At 54.5% G+C, this 15,394-nt stretch carries 12 protein-coding genes; 1 reads left to right on the forward strand and 11 read right to left on the reverse strand.

Annotated elements, in window-relative coordinates; genetic code table 11:
* From VL197_03995 to VL197_04020, 6 genes are all read right to left on the reverse strand, one after another.
* The coding region (locus VL197_03995) for an abortive phage infection protein (protein HUJ17133.1) at positions 1 to 793 on the reverse strand (793 nt) is incomplete at its 3' end.
* A gap of 88 nt (positions 794 to 881) precedes the next feature.
* Positions 882 to 1,475, reverse strand: coding sequence for a hypothetical protein (locus tag VL197_04000; GenBank protein ID HUJ17134.1), 594 nt, complete (start codon positions 1,473 to 1,475; stop codon positions 882 to 884).
* A gap of 897 nt (positions 1,476 to 2,372) precedes the next feature.
* Positions 2,373 to 2,939: a hypothetical protein gene (locus tag VL197_04005; protein HUJ17135.1), complete on the reverse strand. Its 567-nt coding sequence runs from the start codon at positions 2,937 to 2,939 to the stop codon at positions 2,373 to 2,375.
* A gap of 87 nt (positions 2,940 to 3,026) precedes the next feature.
* On the reverse strand, positions 3,027 to 3,770 hold the full coding sequence (locus VL197_04010) for a hypothetical protein (GenBank protein ID HUJ17136.1): 744 nt from the start codon (positions 3,768 to 3,770) through the stop codon (positions 3,027 to 3,029).
* A 31-nt stretch (positions 3,771 to 3,801) separates the two neighbouring features.
* Positions 3,802 to 4,227 (reverse strand): hypothetical protein, encoded by a 426-nt coding sequence (locus tag VL197_04015; protein ID HUJ17137.1) that lies wholly within the window; start codon positions 4,225 to 4,227, stop codon positions 3,802 to 3,804.
* A 357-nt stretch (positions 4,228 to 4,584) separates the two neighbouring features.
* Positions 4,585 to 5,784 (reverse strand): serine/threonine-protein kinase, encoded by a 1,200-nt coding sequence (locus tag VL197_04020; GenBank protein ID HUJ17138.1) that lies wholly within the window; start codon positions 5,782 to 5,784, stop codon positions 4,585 to 4,587.
* Positions 5,785 to 6,005: 221 nt separating this feature from the next.
* On the opposite strand from VL197_04020, the gene VL197_04025 reads away from it, so the two are divergent.
* Positions 6,006 to 7,346: a sigma 54-interacting transcriptional regulator gene (locus VL197_04025; protein HUJ17139.1), complete on the forward strand. Its 1,341-nt coding sequence runs from the start codon at positions 6,006 to 6,008 to the stop codon at positions 7,344 to 7,346.
* Between the two features lie 647 nt (positions 7,347 to 7,993).
* Here the strand turns inward: VL197_04025 and VL197_04030 are convergent.
* The 5 genes from VL197_04030 to VL197_04050 form a co-directional block, all read right to left on the reverse strand.
* Complete coding sequence (locus tag VL197_04030; protein ID HUJ17140.1) at positions 7,994 to 9,232, reverse strand: serine/threonine-protein kinase; 1,239 nt, start codon at positions 9,230 to 9,232, stop codon at positions 7,994 to 7,996.
* An 89-nt stretch (positions 9,233 to 9,321) separates the two neighbouring features.
* Positions 9,322 to 11,565, reverse strand: a complete 2,244-nt coding sequence (locus tag VL197_04035) for a VWA domain-containing protein (GenBank protein HUJ17141.1) — start codon at positions 11,563 to 11,565, stop codon at positions 9,322 to 9,324.
* Between the two features lie 132 nt (positions 11,566 to 11,697).
* The gene (locus tag VL197_04040; protein ID HUJ17142.1) at positions 11,698 to 12,135 is read right to left on the reverse strand and encodes an FHA domain-containing protein; all 438 of its coding nucleotides are present in this window, start codon (positions 12,133 to 12,135) and stop codon (positions 11,698 to 11,700) included.
* A gap of 177 nt (positions 12,136 to 12,312) precedes the next feature.
* Complete coding sequence (locus VL197_04045; protein ID HUJ17143.1) at positions 12,313 to 13,575, reverse strand: VWA domain-containing protein; 1,263 nt, start codon at positions 13,573 to 13,575, stop codon at positions 12,313 to 12,315.
* Between the two features lie 88 nt (positions 13,576 to 13,663).
* A complete protein-coding gene (locus tag VL197_04050; GenBank protein HUJ17144.1) occupies positions 13,664 to 14,611 on the reverse strand; it encodes a Stp1/IreP family PP2C-type Ser/Thr phosphatase in 948 nt (315 codons plus the stop codon).
* Positions 14,612 to 15,394 lie beyond the last annotated feature (783 nt).

The raw sequence follows: 15,394 nt of genomic DNA on the forward strand, positions 1-15,394 counted from the left end.
AGAATTCGTAGTTCTTATCGTCAAGGGCTGTTTCGTAAATGCCTTGATTAATGGGATTCTTGAGTTTTAGATAAACGCGGACATTTTCATTAAATGCGTTTTCGTTTATATTGTCTGGGTTGGTAGGATCCTTCACCAGATCTATTAGGTCGGCAGCGTAGATAGTGGCGACGATGCCTTTTAATGGCCCATCACTTCTATCAAAATATTGTTTGTCGACGAAGCGCACTTTTCCGCTGATCTTCGGGTATTTCTTCTCCAATATCTTTTGAACAATATCTTCTTGGTCATAATAAAAGTATTCTACATGTTTATATTTGTTTAATCCTCCTTCAAATTTAGAACGCGCTTGTTCTATGGGCTTTTCTTTATTCGAGCAGAGGTGGTATTTAAAATATAATGTGCCTGATTTGTATAGTTCCCAAATCTCAACTATCTTATCCCACAAAAGAGGGTTAACATCTTTCTCTTTGATCGCTCGCTCATATATTCGTCCCATAGTTACCAAAAGCTTATCTATTTCTATCTCCGGGAAATTGGCTTTTGACTTCTCAAACGTTTCAGCATACTTGAAATTGAAGATATGGACATCGCGGTCACTTATATATACGGCATCAATTCCGCCATCCATTGATCCATCAGTAATAGCGTCTTCAATCTCATCTTCGTTTAGATTCAGAATAGCTTCCAATGCAATCCACTCAAAGGCATCGCTGAGCTTATCTAAACTGAAGTCTTCTTTATATTTTTTTACCTTTTCCTCAATTGTGCTAAACGTGCTTAGGTTTGCCATATATCTGCGCTCCTTATGGTATTCGTATAACGCGAGCGTCACGCGCCGGCTTCTGGCGCGTCGCCGTGGACGCTCATGTTGGTCTCGATTAGTATTTGCCCGTCGTATGCCACGTTTTGGTCATCTCTTCGAATATCTTCAAGTCACCACGGAGACGATCTGTTGTCGTTGTCAACTCAGCGCTATCAATCAGAGAATTGTTGCTTCGTAAAGACAAGATCGCGATGTCGATTCTTTCTGTTGGATCTTCTTTGCATGTATAGTGCACCGTCAATTGCTTCGCGGTTACTTTGCCAAGAGCACCAGTCGAGATATTCGTACTCAGTATTTTGCTAGCCTTCTCTTCCGTATATTTAATATGGTCCTTTATGGCTTCATCAAGAGTTTTATACTCGAGCGAATTTGCGCTACTGTCGAAGAAAATATATGCGCGCGGGTCCCACGATAAAACAATACCGAATCCATGTTGTGGGTATGATGGAGGAGAAGAATGGCCTACAAGTCCTTTGGGGATCGTCACCCCATACAAATAGTTTGGATTTGAATATTGCCCTGTGAAGGCAGACATGTCCGGGCCTTCAAATCCTTTATCTGGAAACTTGCCGCACTCACTTGCTTCTGACGTTTGGATCGCAGTTAAGAATAATATCGACACGAACAGTGTCAGCAATTTCCGTTTCATATTCTCTTTCCTCAAGGACTAATCGCGGCGGTCTCGACTCGAAGGTTAGTTTTGATATCCGCGCGTTAAAGCATCGGCTTTCGTGGCTCGCCATAAATCTGCTTGTATACTTTCCAACGCTTTTCCAATATCGCCCCCAGACAGAAGGAAACAACCGCTATGATACATGGGGTGAATGCGATTGTTTTTTGCCTTAGCGTTAGATAAAAGTAGTAGCCGTGATTATTGACTTGATAGATTTGACCTGTAATTGGATTGGGTTTCGTCGGTGCTCCATTTTGAAAATAGAAGTAGTACAGGTAAATAAATAGAACCCATGAAATAAAGGACAGAGTACTGACTGAATATAAAATGTTCTTTTTTACCCTGAATGTCATAAGGGTTATCTCCTTTAAGACCCTTTCGTCAAAAACTAACTCCCGGGTGAGACGTGCCTTTTCTGCGCGTCGTTCTCGACCCGCTGGTTGTAATCATTTTTGTTTATACTACATTGTTCTATCTGAGCGGTGACTATGGACGATAGCCCATTTTAGGATTAAACACGCGAAATGCATGATATATTAGGATAGCGCCCCACCCAATCAATGGCCATTTGAACCAGTAATAGTCATCCGCAGTAAATATATTGATAAATATCAAGATCGACATCACAGGAAGATAAATGAGAAGATGTATGAAAAAACCATCGCGAGCCGCAGTTTTCTTTTTTATTTGATCACTTCGATCATCATTCTCCATACTCACACCTTTTCAGTATAAGAAATCGCTGATATAAACTACAAGAACGTCTCTAGAAATCTTTGTATTTCATATACGATACTATCGTTTAGTTCAAGACAACGCCGCCGTGAGGGGCGTGCTTCTCGACCCACTCGACGGCGTGGTTGGAAGAAAAAATCATTTTGGTCTTTGAAATATCGTAATCACATTAACCTTGATATTATTTAAGGCACTTATATCTTTTTCTTTTTGCAGCCACCACTCACGTTTTACTTGAGAAATATCAAATGAAAACCAGAGGCCATTTTCATTTAATCCAATGCTTTCTTCTTGTGTGGCAGAAAATGCAGCATTAGGATATGCCTTTTTAACTTCAGTGAATGTATTGCCTACACCGATGCCTTTATTTGTTTTAAAATAAGGGTCGTCGACACTGATAAGCCAAATAACATTTGTATCTTTTCTGCCTTTCTCTTCATTCACTTCCAGTATTATTGATTTGCCGTTATTAAATCGATATATATAAGCTGGTTCCTGGTCGCCTTCACTTTGAATGAACGTTTTATTAAATCCTGCAGGATATTTCTTCATAAGGCTTGATATGTTCATGCCAATTGCGATGTCACCAACTTTGCCTTCTTCAATGTAAATTCTTTCCTCAGAAGCAACTGCTTGACATCCAAACCAGACAGTCAACATAAAAAGAATGATTATCATCTTTATGTTTTTAACACGAAGTATCATATGGCTACCTCATTATTGTTTATCTGAAATACAACGCGGCGCTGACGCGCCGACCTTGGCGCGTCGCTGTCGAGCGCCATGTTAGTTTTACGGGAATAAAATTAGCCCCTCATATTCAGAAGTGCCCGCAGTGTCTTTGGATCGATCTCTGAGATATTTCTTTTTGCATTTACGGCACAATATTGTTTTGTGATTCAATATGTCATGCTGAGTAAAACCACAATGACTGCATTCAACGAGCCCCCAACTATATCCCGTCAATTTGCTTCGCACTTCGTTAATCACGTATGTTTCGTGGCTTATCAAGTTAAGCGCATTCTTGATAACGTAATCAAGTGACATTGCCAGTTCTGAAATAAATGTCTCTTCCTTCTCCCACTTTTCGATTTCCGCATGAATCTCGTGCCCAGGATGTCTGATGACAAGCCAGCCAGATAGCTGGAGATTCACGTCCTTTCTTCTATCCTTGAGACTATGCCGGTTTCTGTGTGATCTAAGGCCATCACATTCCAAGGCTATCTTGACAGGGTTATGTCTTGTACCGCCATACACGGCAAAATCTATTTCATATTCGAGAAAAGGTGGCGGACTATAGTCAAACTTATTTTCAATAAGAACTCGTTCATGTGGAACAACGAAATACGGCTGGTGATCGCCAGGGAATTGATTTAGAAGCAAGTAAAATTCTTTTTCTAAATCTGATGCATCCTCCGACGCCATGAAATCATCGACCCATTTAAACAAGTCATCGAAACTTGGCTGAAGCTCATAATGATCATCTTCAAGCTTCTTTCGTAGTTTTTGATATCTCGATTGAAAGTCGAGCGCCATGGTGACTCCGGTTATTGATTTCTTCTACGGGTTATGGAATAAATGGTTCCGAAAACCACTTTAAACTCGAATCGGTTGCTGCAACATAAAATGATGAATTCCAATCTTGCACGAAGAACAGATATGCAAAAGCATTTTCAGACTGAAGGGGAGGTAGTTTTATGTTCGAATTCAATTTCGCTGATTCTAAAGGGCTAGCATCAATCCACGGTGTACCGGGCTTAGTGTAGTTATAGGTCGTATCGGGCGGATCAATGATAAAATATTCGAGCCCAGTCAGCTTCAAAATGCATTTTCTGTATGCTTCCCGTTCAATTTCGTTCTTTCCATCCGGGCTGCCAACCAGAACATCAAGGGTTATTGTTGCTTCTCTTTTGACATAATCTACAGAGAAGCTATTGATATGGGCATCATGGAAGCCATTCGGCAATGATCGCTCTAATTCAATTAATGTCACCTTTTGCCCCTTCTTCAGAAACTAACCAGTGATTAGTGGGACGAACTCCGGCATCTAATATTAGATACCGGTATATAATACTATATGCAAGCATCTACTATTAGATGCTTCTTCTCTTCCGTGCACTGGTTGCGTGGCATCTAATATTATATGCTTTTCAGTTCTGTGCCTTTGACCCTGCCGCATCGGATTAACTACAATTTCACGTCCGGGCCCCATCTTCCTTTTGCCACACTAGCTTTTTCCTGCAATGCGGTTTCCGAAAATCCGCCCCGGACGGGGAATTGTGTTCCTATCGCGCTGCAACGTCAGGAATTGTTATCCTGGGCATCCACCTGCCGGTTCCAAACATTCAGGTCACCTGCCACTCTTTTTCTCCGTCGTTCCCGTCATCGATGAGGAGGGCGAGGATGCCATCTGTCCGGTACCGGCCGGAGAGCTGGTCAGCCCCTCGCTGTTTTTCGGCTGGATTGTCGGTGTGGTCCCCGTCGTAGTCTTCGGTTGCTCCTGATGCATGACCGGAGAATGGCCAAACGGCCACGAAATCATTGACCGGTAGTAGTAGACACCAAAACCCGCAGCTGCCATGAGCAGTACGAGGGCAACACCGATGAATGCGTTCGTCCAGCTTGACTGGGTCCCCCTCAGCGGAACCAGCAGGGTCTCGTGCTCCGGCGCTGCCTCAAACAGGTTGCGCGTCACGAGGTAGTCCGAGATCCTGAGCAGGGAAGCCGCTTTCGTGGTCCTGCCCGCGAGGCGCTTACCCAGCTTTCTCTGGACCTCGAGGACCGACCCGTATCTCCGGGTCGGCTTTTTTCTGAGGCACTTCTTGATGAGCCACTGGAGGCGGCGCGGAATCTCATCATTCACGCTGCGCGGAGAAAGGAACTTGTCCTTGACGATCTTTGCCGTGACCGGGCGGGCATCGTCGTCCTTGAAGGGCTTGACGCCCGTGAACATCTCGTACAGCACGACGCCGAAGGAGAAGATGTCCGACCGGACGTCGAGCGGCTGTCCGAGGATCTGCTCCGGGGACATGTAGGCGGGCGTGCCGATGGACGTGCCCGGCGAGGTCAGGGCCTCGTGGTTCCTGCCCTGGGCGATCCCGAAGTCCATGAGCTTCACTTCTCCGTTCCGCTTGATCATGATGTTCGACGGCTTGATGTCGCGGTGCACGAGTCCGCGCATGTGGGCATAGTCGAGGGCGGAGCCCACCTGGACGGCGATCATGATCCCCACATCGACGGGCAGGGCCCCTGTCTTGTCGATGACATCGGCCAGCGTGGTCCCGTCGACGTACTCCATCACGATGGCGTAGTGCGGTCTCTTCCAGTAATCGTAGATGTGGACGATGTTCTCGTGCTGGAGAGACGCGGCAACGCGGCTTTCGCGTTCGAAACGCTTCACGATCTGGCGGTCCGCATGAAAGGACCTCTTCAGTTCCTTGATGGCAACCAGCCGGTCGAGGGACTTCTGGACGGCCTTGTACACCGTGGCCATGCCGCCGGAGCCGATCTCCGTGACGATCTCGTACTCGTCTTTTATCTGTCTCTGCATGATGCTTGTCCTTGATCACGGGATGGAGAAAGGCGGTCAAGCCGCATTCTGGTTAGAGTGCGCGGTCTGATCAATTTCCGTCCTATTCCCCTCTTCATCGTACCCGCTCAGTATGAATGATAGGCCGGTCCCGGGTATCCGTCAAGGTCAAAAAGCCAGGTCTTTCAGGTACAACCGGTTTTCCCGTTCCTTCTTCTTCCACGGTATGCTAAAATAACACGATGAAGAAAGCCGGTAAAAAAACCTCAACCACATCGAGAAGACCGGACCAGACCGAAGTGCTTGCAGGCCTGGACCAGAAACCGCTGATCTTCAAGAAAGCCCGGTTCGTGGTCACCGCGGGGAGGGATGAGGGAAAAGAAGTAATGGTCCACGACCCGGTCGTCACCATCGGCACGCTTCCGGAGAGCAGCCTCGTGCTCACCGACCCCACGGTCTCGCGCAGGCACGCCGTGGTCGAGGAAACCGCAGCCGGCTACGTCCTCAAGGACGAGGGAAGCACGAACGGGACGTTCATGAACGGCGTGAGGGTCCGGGAGGGGTATCTCTCGCCCGGCGCCGTTATTCGTCTGGGCCAGACCGAGATGATCTTCTCGCCCATCGAGGAGCGCGTCGAGGTCCCGCGCAGTTCGCGCGACCACTTCGGCGAGCTGCTCGGCGCCACGGCTTCCATGCGCGAGGTCTTCGGCATCCTCGAGCGCGTATCCCCGGCCGACATGACCGTGCTCATTCAGGGCGAGACCGGGACGGGCAAGGAGCTCGCAGCGCGGGCCATTCACGATCACAGCCGCAGGGCAACGGCGCCCTTCGTGGTGTTCGACTGCGGCGCCGCGGCGCCCACCCTGATCGAAAGCGAGCTCTTCGGCCACGAAAAAGGGGCGTTCACCGACGCGGTGAAATCCCGCCAGGGCGCCTTCGAACTCGCCGACAACGGCACGCTGTTCCTGGACGAGATCGGCGAGCTTGCGCCCCCGCTCCAGCCCAAGCTCCTGCGCGCGCTGGACCAGCGCGAAGTGAAGCGCGTGGGCGCGGAGCGGTCCGCGAGGGTGAACGTTCGCGTCATCGCGGCCACGAACCGGGACCTCGAGAAAGAAGTGAAAGCCGGCAGGTTCCGTGAGGACCTCTACTACAGGCTCTCGGCGGTCAGCATCCAGCTTCCGCCCCTTCGCAAGCGGAAGGAGGACATCGGGCTGATCGCGAAGCGCCTCCTGGCAGGCATCTCTGAAGGCACGGACAAGAAAGTCATTGACCTTTCTTCCGAGGCCGCGGCGGCCCTCGCCGCCTACTCCTGGCCGGGCAACGTGCGGGAGCTCAGGAACGTCCTCGAGAGGGCCTCGGCGCTGAGCGACGGCAAGCGGATCGAGGTCAGGGACCTCTTCCTCTCGCAGGGGAAGAAGACCGCGACCCTCGAGGGCCTGAGCGGAAAGACGCTCGAAGAGATCGAGAAAGCGGCGATCCTTGCCACGCTCAGGTCCACGGCGGGCAACAAGACCGAGGCCGCGAAACAGCTCGGCATAGCCTACTCCACCCTGTACGAGAAAATGAAGAAGTACGGGATGTAAGAGCAAAAGGCGGTTTATCGCGCAAAGACGCAAAGACGCAAAGAAAATCAAATACAGCCGCCTGTGAAAGACACCACCTTTCCATGAAATTGTTCTAAGACCATTCCTTTTTTACATCTTCTCCCTTTTGAGCGGATACTTTCCTCTTTCTCAGAAGAATTGAATTTCTTTTGCATATCCCCTTCGTAGCCTGAACGAATTTCTTGACCCGTCCAGGGCCACGTCCGCTCGGCAGCGCAAACTCGGCCTGCGGCCTCAGACATGCGCGTCCGCCCTGCCGGGACGCTTCCTTAGGCCAAGACGGGTGCCCAAGAAATTCGTAGGGCCGCTCCGGGGACATGCGGGGTTTGGGTAAAGAAACAAGACCTTTGCCTTTCAGAGGCCCCTGCATCCCGTGAACAGGTACGCGCATAAGCATGCGCCAGCTGTTATGACCGGAACCATCACAAAGCCAGGCAGACACGTCCGAGCCCGCTGTTCCGCGCGAGGGGAAGTGCTGCGATGCCCGAAAAGGCTGAGTAGCAGTAACCGCAACGCATGCCTGCGCGGACCTGTGAACCGGGGTGCAGAAAAAAGAAAAGCATCGTGAACTTCCCTGGTAGGACCTGTCTTACTAAGTGTCCTCCACGACCACATGGCCCGCGTTCCTACCCCAGCCGGAAGAAACAACCCGGCGTCATCACCATCGCCGCCATTGCCGCCGCAAGCGCAATAGCAACCGCATTGATCAGCAGCCACGGCCACTGCCTCTTGAACAGGAGCTGCGGCCGCAGGACGCCCGCGTCCGTCTTGACAATGATGCGGGGCCGGTACTCCCTGCCCGGCTTCAGCAGCCTGCCTTTTACCCGGAAGAGGATCCACGATGCATCCGTGCCGAAGGTTGCGGGCTTCGGCGCTATCCAGAGATCGTCCGTTGAAAGGGTCCCCGTGGTGCCGCTCAGGCCGAGGGCCATCACCGGCACGCTCACCCAGGAGACCTTTTTCCACCACGGGAGCCTGATCATCTTCCCCGGCCTGGCGTAGATGACGTCCCCCCTTCTCCTGGCCGGTATCGACAGGGCGAGCAGGACCTTCTGGATCGCGGCCTTCATCTCATGGGCGCTCTGGAAACGCTTGTCCCTGTCCGGCGCCAGCGCTTTCGTGATGACGGCTGCGGTCTCGCGGCTCAGCTTCCGGTTCACACGCCGGGGATCGGGGAAATGATGCGGGTCTTCGGCGGGGCTCCTTCCCGTAAGGCAGTGGTGCATGGTCGCGCCGAGCGAGAAGATGTCCGACCGCACGTCGGTCTGGCCGACGCCGTACTGTTCGGGCGCGGCATACCCGGGCGTGCCGTACACGTAGGTGTCCTCGATCTTGTCCTCCTTGAAAAAACGCGCAATGCCGAAGTCGATGAGCTTCACCCTGCCGACCCGGTCGATCATGATGTTCGAGGGCTTGAGGTCCCGGAACACGACCGGCCTCGGTCTTTGCACGCTCAGGAAGTGCACCGCCCTGCTGATCTGGAGCGCCCAGGAAAGGGCCAGCTTCTCATCCACCGGCTTTCCGCGGCGGCCGTCGAGGATCTTCTCGAGCGTCCTGCCCCGGATGTATTCCATGACGATGTAGTAGGCGCCGGCCTCCGTAAAGTAATCGAAGACCTTCGGAAGGTTCGGGTGGCTGAAGCGCGTCAGTATCCTGGCCTCGGTCTGGAACTGGACCACGGCTTCGCGCGCCTTGTCCGGGGACAGCTTGCCCGGGTGGAGCTCCTTGACGGCCAGAACCATGCCTCCCCGTGAACGGTCCGCGACCTTGTACACGCACCCCATCCCGCCTTGTCCGAGGACGCCGGTTATTTCGTACCTGTTTTTGAGAAGGCGTTTCATTGTCGTTTTGTCAAATGTCAGCATACGTCATTCCTGCGAAAGCAGGAATCCAGGGTCCCGTCTCAAGCCACTGGATTCCGGGTCAAGCCCGGAATGACGGTTTTGGATACTGCCTATGCCGCCTTCACGCCGCACTTTACGCAGAACCTCGCGTTCGCGCTGACAGGGCTGCCGCATCCCGCGCAGGTCCTCCTGGTCTCGCTGCTGAAGACGATCGTCGTACGGCCCACGTTGATGACGTCTCCGTCCGCAAGGACCTTTCTGCCCGCGACCCTGTTTTTGTTCACGAACGTCCCCGCGCGGGACCCCTTGTCCTCGATGACGTACTGTCCGTTCTCCTTCATGATCTCGGCGTGCTGCTGCTCGACGTCGCTGTCCCGGAACAGGCCGAGCTCATTGCGCTCGTCCCTGCCGATGGTAACGTTCGCGTCGATGTCGATGTCCTTCTTCGTCCCCCGTCCGCGCACGAGGCTCAGATGGGCGGTCCGGTACTGTTGTTCTACCTTCCTGAGCGAGATCCCGACGAGCACGAGAACGCTCGCAAGCGATACGCCGAATGCCCAGCCCGGTACGCCTCCGGTTGCGCCGAACAGGGACGACTCGGGCTGGAAGTACGCGCGCGTTGCCTGCGGGCCGTTCTTGAGCGTGAGCGACACGCTCCTGAGATAGTCGCCCCGCTCCCCGGTCCGATAGGTGATGATGTATTCATTGCGGATCCGTTTGCTGATGGTCTGGTAGATCTCGGCAAGACCGTCCGGCGTAGGGGTAAAGAAGTAGACCCCCCCGCTCTGCTCCGCGATTCCCTCAAGCCTTGCCGCGCGCACGTCCCTGCCCAGGCCGATCACGTACAGGGAGACATTCGCCTTGATCGCCGCCACGACCGCCTGGTTGATGTCAAGTGTTCCCCGGTTTGCCTTACCGTCGGTCAGTACGATCACCGCCCTCCTGCCGGGCACCCCCTGCACCGTTGCCACGCCAGCTGCGATGGCATCGAACAGCGCCGTGTGGCCCCCGGCCTTGACGGCTTCCGTGTCCTGTTTGAGCAGCGCGATGTTGTCCGTCAGGCCTTCCTTCAGTTCCACTTTGTCGCTGAACGTAATGAACGAAGCGCGGTCGCCGGGCTCCATGAGCGAAAGGAACCGAAGGACCGATTCCCTGGCCCGCTTGATCTTCTCGCCCTCCATGGACCCGCTCCGGTCGAGGACGATGCCGAAGCTGAACGGCTGAGGCGAGCCGTCAACGCCGTTCATCGAATCGATCTTGATCGAACGGCCATTCTCCGAAAGCGTCATGCCTTCTCTGGTCAATCCGCGCGCCGGCTTGCCCTCCGCGTCCAGGGCGGACACATACGCCTTGACCGTTGGGAACCCGGCAAGGTCGAACTGGCTGATCCGGACCGTTGCGGGCTCTCCTGCAAGTGCCGAAGATGCGGACAGCCCCGATATCGAAGCTCCGAGAAGAACAATGATAAGCGCGGCTGCCGCTTTCTTCACGGCCGAGAAAAGGAGCAGGATGCTCCCGACCCTGATCACGTCGCCGTCCGCAAGCCTGGCGCTTTTGATCAGCTTCTCGTTCACGTACAGGTTGCCGTCCTTTTCGGTTTCGATCGAGAAGTGCCCGTTCGTCCGCATGATGGCCGCATGCTGAAGTCCCACGCCTTCCGCGCCGGAGAGGCAGATATCCGAGCGGTCGTCCCTGCCCACCACGCTCACGTCCTTAAGGAGCGGGAACTCTCTTCCGATGTGCCGTCCCTTGACGACCTTCACTTTCGCGGACACAAACGCCTCCTCGACCAGGCTGATGAAGGCGCCGATGGACAGGCCGAGCAGGGAAAGCCCTGCAAGGGTCGACCAGATCGAGGTCGCCGAAAGCTCATAGAACAGGAGCCCGCCGACCAGGCCGCCGAGCGCGCCTCCCAAAAGCCCGTACAGGGCCCGTTCCCGCGAGCGGATCATGACGCCCCCGGACAGACCAGCAACAGCGCCCAGGATCGCCCACCCCAGGGCAACGGCCAGAGCCACGCCCATGGATGCCTTGAACCCGCCGGCGTCTGCAACGATCCTGCCGAGGGTCTTGAAGGTAGTGCTGCCCAAGGCGGCGCCGGCCGCACCGCCCAGGAAACCCGAGACCGCGCCGAGGCCTGCGCGTTTGGCCGCGACCTTGTACTGTCTGCCCGTGATCGACTCATGGCTCCACAGGAACCCGCCGATGAACAGGCCGGCAAGGCCCCCGAGCATCGTTTCGGTCAGCAAGCCCCCTGCGGACCTGGATGACACCGCGAGAATGAACGCCCACGCGGCCGAGCCGCCGAGAGCGCCCGTGATCGCATACAGAATTATTTTTGTCATGGTAGACATTTTGCACCCTCCTTCCTGAATACAGACGCGGGGAAGGGACGACGGTGAGACGGAGCGACGGTTTCTAGGGCCGTTTCATTTTGGCTCTTCACTCCCGTCGCCCTGTCACCATGTCCCTCAGTCCGCATTCCCCTATGCTGCCTTCACGGACAGCGACAGTTTGCCGAACCTGACCTCGTCTCCGGGCTTGATCGTCTCGGGCGCATGGGGCTGAATGCGCTTCTTGTTGATGAACGTCCCGTTCGTGGACCCCATGTCCTCGACCATGTAGTCTGCGCCCGCGTGGTGGATGACCGCATGCTTCCGGGACACGCCCTTCTCCAGGCCTCCGAGGTTGGTCAGGTCCACGTCGGGAAACACCTCACTGATGGGATCTTCCCTGCCGATCATGACTTCGTCCTTGGCGGGAATGTCCAGCGTGCTCCCCTCCGGAGAGGCGAACACCAGCTTCGGCCCGCTTGTCTCCATTTCTAACCCGAGGATCTCGGACCGCTCTTCCAGTTTTGCTCCGCACTCTTCGCAAAAGAGCGCACCTTCAATGTTCTCCATCTGACATTCTTTGCATTTCATGACAGTATCCTCCTTTTTTGTCGCGTATTGTCTAACTGCGAACCACAGAGCACACTGAGACTTCCTGAATCAGGGGTAAGGCATCTCCGTGTTCCTCGCTCTGCGTACTCGCCAAGTGTCCTCATGCGTACGTGATAATCCTCTGTGGCCTCTGTGGTTTGCTGCTTGCCTCACTCCTCACGGCTTCATCCCCGTCATCGTCTGCGTGAGTTTCCTTGTTCCATACTCGAGCTTCTTGGTCCCCGCCGCGCTCAAGGAGCCGGTCTTCTTGAGCCCCAGGATTTCCCTCTCCGCCGTTTTGGCGAGATCGTCTTCGCCCATGTTCAGGAGCACGGTGGCCGCCGCCTGGAGCTTCTGCGTTGCAGCCGCGATGTTGCCCGCCTGCGCCTCGGTCAGCGCCCTGGTCTGGAGCTTGAATGCGCTCACCTTCTCGACGAGATGCATCACCTCGGCGTTCACCTTCGCAGCCGATGCGGCATCCGCGAAGAATGCGATCGACAGGTCATGCCTGCTGATCTCGTTCCTGACGCCCTGTGACGGGATATCGTAGGAGACCGCCACCTGGCCGAGACGAAGAGCGCCTTCCTTGTGCGCCGGCACGCGCGCCTCGATCAGCACCATCTGGCCTTTCCTGCCGTCCAGGCTGCCGAGTTCCATCATGACGTCATTGTTCTTGATCGCCTTTCCGCTCACATCGGCGATCATCGGCAGGGTGACGTAGACTTTCGCAGGTCTGACGCCGGGGCTCATCCGCGCCGTCAGTTTCAGGTTCGTCGCGGCAACGGACTGCATGCCCGTCACCTCTTTGCGGAACGCATCAAGGATGGCGATGGGGTTCTGGATCCAATGCGAATCCCCGCGCGAACGCTCCGCGATCTGGAGCAGAAGCTTCTCGTTCCACTCCTCTCCCAGGCCGAGGCTCGATATCGCGATGCCCTGTTTGCCAGCCTCGTCGGCAAGCCTGAGGCAGGCGTCCTCGTCGTCCCAGGTCTGGCCGTCCGTGAGCAGGAGAACCCTGTTGACGCGGTCCTGGCCGTAACCCTTCTTCAGTTCTTCCAGCCCGGCCTTGAGCCCGTCCGATATCTGGGTCCCGCCCCGCGCGATGACCTGGGCGATCGCTGCCTTGATCCCGTCGCGGTCCTTCGCGGGCTGGTTCGGAACGAGCGTCTCGACCTGGTCGTCGAAGATGGTGACCGAAATGCTGTCCCTTTCGCTCATATGGTCGACCACGTATCCCACGGCTTCCTTCATGTTCTCCATTTTTTCGCCGTCCATGGAGCCGCTTCGGTCCAGCACCAGGGCAATGTTCATCGGCATGGTCCCCGGCACGGCCCCGCTGCCCGGCCTGATGTCCACCAGCGCATAGACGGCCTGCTCTGATCCGGTAACCGGGAGAGCGTCTTTGCTCATGATGCATCGTACGTTCAATTCGTTCTTCATGGTAAGTACCTCCTTTTTATTCACATCGCAGTCTGAAGCGTCCAGCTACGATCTGCTCATGCGGAATTTTGCGATCGGCATTTCTCTTTTACGGCACCCTCACCACGATTGCCGTGATGTTGTCCTTTCCGCCGTGTTCATTCGCCCTTTGAACAAGCCGGGAGGCAACATCCTTTGCATCCCTTTCCTCGGTACATACGCGCCGGATATCCTCATCCGTCAATTCTCCCCACAGACCGTCGGTACAGAGAAGAAGGGTGCCGCCTTTCTGGAGATCGACCCGGAACGTGTCCACCTTGACCTCCTCGTCTATCCCGATCGTGCGATAGAGCAGATTCGCCCGAGGATGGTCCCTTGCTTCTTCTTTCGTCAGCTTTCCCGCATCCACAAGCTTCGCCACGAGGGAATGGTCCGTCGTGACCTGGGTGATGGCCCCGTTCTCCATCCAGTAGACCCTGCTGTCCCCGACATTCGCGACGTATGCCTTGTCACGAGACACCAGCGCTATGCTGAGCGTGGTCCCCATGTTCGAGCCCTGACGCGTTCCCTGCTGCCGCACGTCAAAATTAGCCTGCTGCGCCGCCCGCTCAACGAGCGACAGCAGATCGTCATACTCCTTGTGCTCCTCTTGAACCATCCTGCATACCGCATCCGCTGCAATCCTGCTCGCCACCTCACCGCTGTCGTGTCCTCCCATGCCGTCCGCAACAACGAACAGCGACTTGTCTTCGAACGACGCCAGCGCGTACCAGTCTTCATTATGGTCCCGCACGAGACCCCTGTCCGTAACCCCCGAAGAACTCAGCGAGAGCAATCCCTGAGGCCGCGCGGATTCTGCCTGGTCCACACGCTCAGGCCGCAACCTGATCGTGTGGGCAGGCTGGAGCACGCGGGTCATGCTTGTTCGCTTCTTGGTCCTCTCCGGGGTCTGAAGTGGTTTTCTTCCTGTTTCGGATATCGATTCCTGCATCATGGGTTTGTTATTCTCCTTGCTTCCAAAGATTTTGTTCAGACATCCCATCAAGGTGTGTTCCATGACTGTCTCCGGGCTAACGTGTCTGGATGTCTCCTGCTTGCATCTCTGAGTAGGTAATTTGCATGGGTCATGCCAGAGTGAATATCGAGGCGTGTCAGGAGCTGCCCAAAGCAAATAACCTTCAGGATTCCGCTGGTTGCAATTTTCCCAGGGCGGGAGGGGATGCTTCTAGATTAATAATAAGAGATAGGAAAGTTATTTGATTATCGAAGTGCAGTATTCGATTTTCGAATACCTGAACCGGGCAGGCACACCTTCACAGTTCGCTGTTAAGACGGAACGGCTCTCTTCAGATCGTTGACCGCTCCCAGCGGCGCATCATGACTGTTCCGATAAGACTGGTAGTTCTGAGAATATCGGGCTGTCCAATACTCTCTGGAATGTTCACCGTGTCTTTGTCATTACGCGCATGTAAGGAAAGGCAAGAGATACGAGACTGACGGGTAGTGTTTGAACAGCCGGAGACTTTGGGATTTCGCTGATGCGAATCAAAGGTAAATAGTTAACCTGCAAGAGCGGAATCGCCGTTGGCTAAGATTGCTGAGGTCCTGGTTGTAACTAGCACATGAACCAATTGCGTTAAACGGCAGCGGGCCGAGGACAGCGACAAGATGGCAGCCGCTGTGGGCCGCGCCGTTAGTAACGTCTAGTTAGGTGGCGCTGAACCACCGTAATAGAAACAAGAAAGCGTGCGTAACCGACAGTACACTGGCCAGAACTAGCGCCAGCACCGCTTGGGGCCACTCAAAGAGTTGGGGAACACGGAATCGGTCGATACCGCCG

The organism is Nitrospirota bacterium (assembly GCA_035516965.1).
Lineage (GTDB): Bacteria > Nitrospirota > UBA9217 > UBA9217 > UBA9217 > MHEA01.